This window comes from Streptomyces sp. OR43 (assembly GCF_008042275.1).
GTDB lineage: Bacteria > Actinomycetota > Actinomycetes > Streptomycetales > Streptomycetaceae > Streptomyces.
Window position 1 is genome coordinate 1 of the sequence record NZ_RDBK01000072.1, and the last position, 4,170, is coordinate 4,170.

Annotated in this window: 2 protein-coding genes; one reads left to right on the forward strand and one right to left on the reverse strand. The window is 71.7% G+C overall.

What is annotated here, in order from left to right; translation table 11 throughout:
• Positions 1 to 168: 168 nt before the first annotated feature.
• Positions 169 to 2,913, forward strand: coding sequence for an exo-rhamnogalacturonan lyase family protein (locus tag EAO72_RS40545; protein WP_148022398.1), 2,745 nt, complete (start codon positions 169 to 171; stop codon positions 2,911 to 2,913).
• Between the two features lie 33 nt (positions 2,914 to 2,946).
• Here EAO72_RS40545 and EAO72_RS40550 read toward each other — a convergent pair.
• Positions 2,947 to 4,170 (reverse strand): SCO7613 C-terminal domain-containing membrane protein (locus tag EAO72_RS40550; protein ID WP_410090561.1); only part of this gene is annotated, 1,224 nt, incomplete at its 5' end.

The window sequence follows — 4,170 nt, forward strand, 5'->3', positions numbered from 1 at the left end:
CCCGCGTAGAAGTAGAGCCGGACGGAGAACGGCAGCCAGGAGCGGTTGCCGCGGCGGTCGCCGCCGACCGACGCTGAGCCGACGGCCGGCCCCACCCACCGCACCACCTCCCACCACGCGTCAGCGTGCGATCAGTCATGCCCATTCTCGCCACGAACTGGAGCCGTGATGTCCCCGATCCCCCGCCGTACCGTCCTCAAGGCAGCCGCCGTCGCCGGCGCCGCCACGACCTTCTCCTGGGCGCTGAACGACCCCGCCCAGCAGGCGGCCGCCGCCACCGGCAAGGCCGACGAGGGCCCCGTCGAGATCACCTGGCTGGAGGAGGACGGCCTGGGCGCCTCGCCCGGATCCACCTTCGGCGTCCCCTGGGCCAAGGGTCGCTACCCGGCCGACCAGAAGTTCGCCCTCGCCACCGCCGACGGCAAGGACATCCCCGTCCAGACCTGGGCCACCGCCAAATGGCCCGACGGCTCCCTGAAGTGGACCGCCCACGCGGTCGGCCCCGAGGCCGGTGCCGCCAAGAAGTTCACCCTCACCACCGGCGAACCCGCCACCGCCGCCCACAAGGTGACGGTCAAGAACAGCGGCGGCTCGATCACCGTCTCCACCGGAGTCATCACCGCGAAGATCGGCAAGACCGGCTCCTCGCTCGTCACCTCCCTCACCCGGGGCTCCACCGAGATCGCGAAGAACGGCCGCCTCGTCCTCATCCGCCAGGGCGAGATCGAGGACGGCGACCAGGGACAGGAGAAGTACGAACGCTTCGAGAGCGCCATCAGCAAAACCGAGGTGGAGCAGAGCGGGCCCGTCCGCGCCGTCGTCCGGATCGACGGCAAGCACCGCCACGGCAACCGCTCCTGGCTGCCGTTCTCCGTCCGGCTCTACTTCTACGCGGGCGCCGAGTCGTTCCGCATGATGCACACCATCACCTTCGACGGCACCCAGGAACCCGGCAAGGCGAGCGGCGACTTCATCCGCGGCCTCGGCGTCCGCTTCACCGTCCCCCTGCGCGACGAGACGTACGACCGCCACATCCGCATCGGCGGTGACGAGACCGGCATGCTGCGCGAAGCCGTCAAGGGCATCACCGGACTGCGCCGCGACCCCGGAGCCGCCGTCCAGGCAGCCCAGTTCGAGGGCACGAAACTGCCCGACCCGGCCACCTGGGACCAGCGCGTCACCACGCGCCTGCCGCTCATCCCCACCTGGGGCGACTACACCCTCAGCCAGCTCTCCGCCGACGGCTTCTCGCTGCGCAAGCGCACCAAGAAGGGCCACGGCTGGATCGCGGCGGGCGGCGGACGACGCGCTTCCGGCTTCGGGTACGTGGGCGGCGCGAGCGGCGGGCTCTCCTTCGGACTGCGCGACTTCTGGGAGAAGTTCCCCGCCCAGCTCGACATCCGCGGCGCCGACACCGACGCCGCCGAAGTCACCCTCTGGCTCTGGTCGCCCGAGGCCGAGCCGATGGACCTGCGCTTCTACCACGACGGCCTCGGCCAGGACACGTATCCCGAACAGCTCGAAGGCCTCAACATCACCTACGAGGACTACGAGCCCGGGTTCGGCACCCCGTACGGCATCGCCCGCACCAGCGAACTCGTCTTCTGGGCCAACGACTCCACCCCCAGCGCCGAGGCCCTCGCCCAGCAGACCCGCACCGTGCGCACGCTCCCGCAGCTCGTCGCCCCGCCCTCCCAGCTCGTCGGCGCCGGCGTCTTCGGCGGACTCTTCTCGCCGGTCGACCGCTCCACGCCCGCCAAGGCGAAGATCGAGGACCACCTGGACTTCCTGTTCACGTACTACAAGGACCAGGTCGAGATGCGCCGCTGGTACGGCTTCTGGGACTACGGCGACATCATGCACTCGTACGACCCCGCCCGGCACCAGTGGCGCTACGACGTCGGCGGCTACGCCTGGGACAACTCGGAACTCTCGCCCGACCTCTGGCTCTGGTACGCCTACCTGCGCTCCGGACGCGCCGACATCTTCCGCTTCGCCGAGGCCATGACCCGCCACACCGGCGAGGTCGACGTCTACCACCTCGGCGACTGGGCCGGCCTCGGCACCCGCCACGGCGTCCAGCACTACGCCGACAGCGCCAAGCAGCAACGCATCGCCAACACCACCTACCGGCGCTTCTACTACTTCCTCACCGCGGACGAACGCGTCGGCGACCTGATGCGCGCCAACGTCGACTCCGACGAGACCTTCCTCGGCCTCGACCCGCTCCGCAAGATCCGCACCGAGCCCTACACCCCCGACCGCCACGCCCTGTCCGTCGGCTTCGGCACCGACTGGAGCGGACTCGTCTCCGCCTGGCTCACCGAATGGGAGCGCGGCGGACCGCAGGCCGAGAAGGCCAAGGCCCGGGTGCTCGGCACCATGGAGACGATCGCCGCCCAGCCCAACGGATTCGTCCAGGGCAGCGGTCTCTACGACCTGGACACCGGCCGGTTCGCCGTCGCCACCGAACCCGTCGTCAGCGTCTCCCACCTGTCCGGAGTCTTCGGCCTCAACGAACTGTGCGCCGAACTGATCGGCCTGATCGACATGCCGAAGTTCAAGGAGGCGTACCTCGACTACTGCCGCTACTTCAACGCGAGCAAGACCGAGCAGGCCGCCCGCTACGGCTCCAACTTCGGCTCCCTGCTGCTCTTCCAGGGCCACTCCCGGATGGACGCGTACGCGGCCGTGCAGACGGGCGACGAGAAGCTCGCCGCCCGTGCCTGGGAGAAGTTCTACAACAGTGACGGCTACAAGGAATCCGCCCCCTGGAAGACCGAGAAGGTGAGCGGCCCGGTCACCACCGTCCCGGGCAGCGAGGCCAACTGGGTGTACACCAACGACACCGCGCTGTACGGACTCGCCGCCATCGAGAACCTCGCCCTGGTCGGCGACCGCATGCCGGCCTGAGGCACGCGCGGGCGCCCCGGGCCGGCGTGCGGGTCACCGCATCCGGCCCAGGGCGTCCCGCAGCCGCCGGGCGTCCCGCAGCCTCTTCTCGTACGTCGCCCCCACCGCAAGCAGCAGCACCCCGGCCAGCGCCGGAGCCACCCAGCGCGGCATCGCGCCCACCACCTGCACCACATACGGCGCCAGCTCGTGCAACGCGTCCAGCGCCAGCACCGCCCCGCCCAGCACCAGCAGCGCCTGGAGCCGCAAGCGCGCCCCCAGCAGCGTGATCACCAGCGCCGCCACGCCGAGCAGCAACGGCCGCAGCCAGTGCGGATCGCCCCAGGCGGCGAGGAGCGACGGCACCAGTGTCACCGCCAGGCCCGCCCCGTACGCCGTCCACGACGACGCGGCGGGATCACGACGACGGCGCAGCACACCGATCACCAGCGCCGGCACGGTCACCGGCAGCGTGTACGCCTCCGGGGACGACACCCCGGACGCCGACAGCCGCACCCAGGACGCCAGGACGAAGAGCGCCGTAGCCAGGTATCCGGCCGCCTCCCGCCGCTCAGGGCGCAGCGCCGTCGCCGCGGCCAGCACCCCGCACAGAGCCAGCACCAGCGCCAGGAACGGCGGGTCCTCCACCGCCGCCACGATCGCGGCCAGGCCCACCGCGCCGCCGGTCAGTTCGAGCGGCAGAGCCACCGCGTGCGCTCTCAGCCGCGCACCCAGACCGGCCGTCATCGCGGGGACGACGAGCATCACGGGCGCCGCCTCGTACGACGCGAGCCCCAGCGACGCACCGAACGCGAGGGCCAGAACCCCGGCGCACACCACCGCCGCGCACACCACCACCGCCTGCACACTCCGCAGTACCGGCGTACGCGACGAGTCCTCGGGCGGCCCGTCCAGCGCCGTCGCGGCACCCGCGAACATCATCAGCAGCGCACCGAACACCGCGTAGGTGGCCGGCTCCGAGCCCAGCGACAGCAACGCGACACCCACCGCACCGACCGAGCCACACACGCCCGCGGCCGGCGCCACCCCGGGCGTTCCGCGGCGCAGCGCGGCCACCGCCACGATCAGAACCCCCGCGACCAGGACCGACTGCGACGCGACAGCCGCCGTGAAGGAGACGTCCAGCGCGGGCGGCAGCACCGTGAGACCCGCCCAGCCGAGCACCACGGCCGACACGCCGACGGCCGTCCGCCACCCGGGCCGGGGCGACAGTACCGGCCCGGCCCACCGCATCCCGCCCTCCCACGACCGGTACGC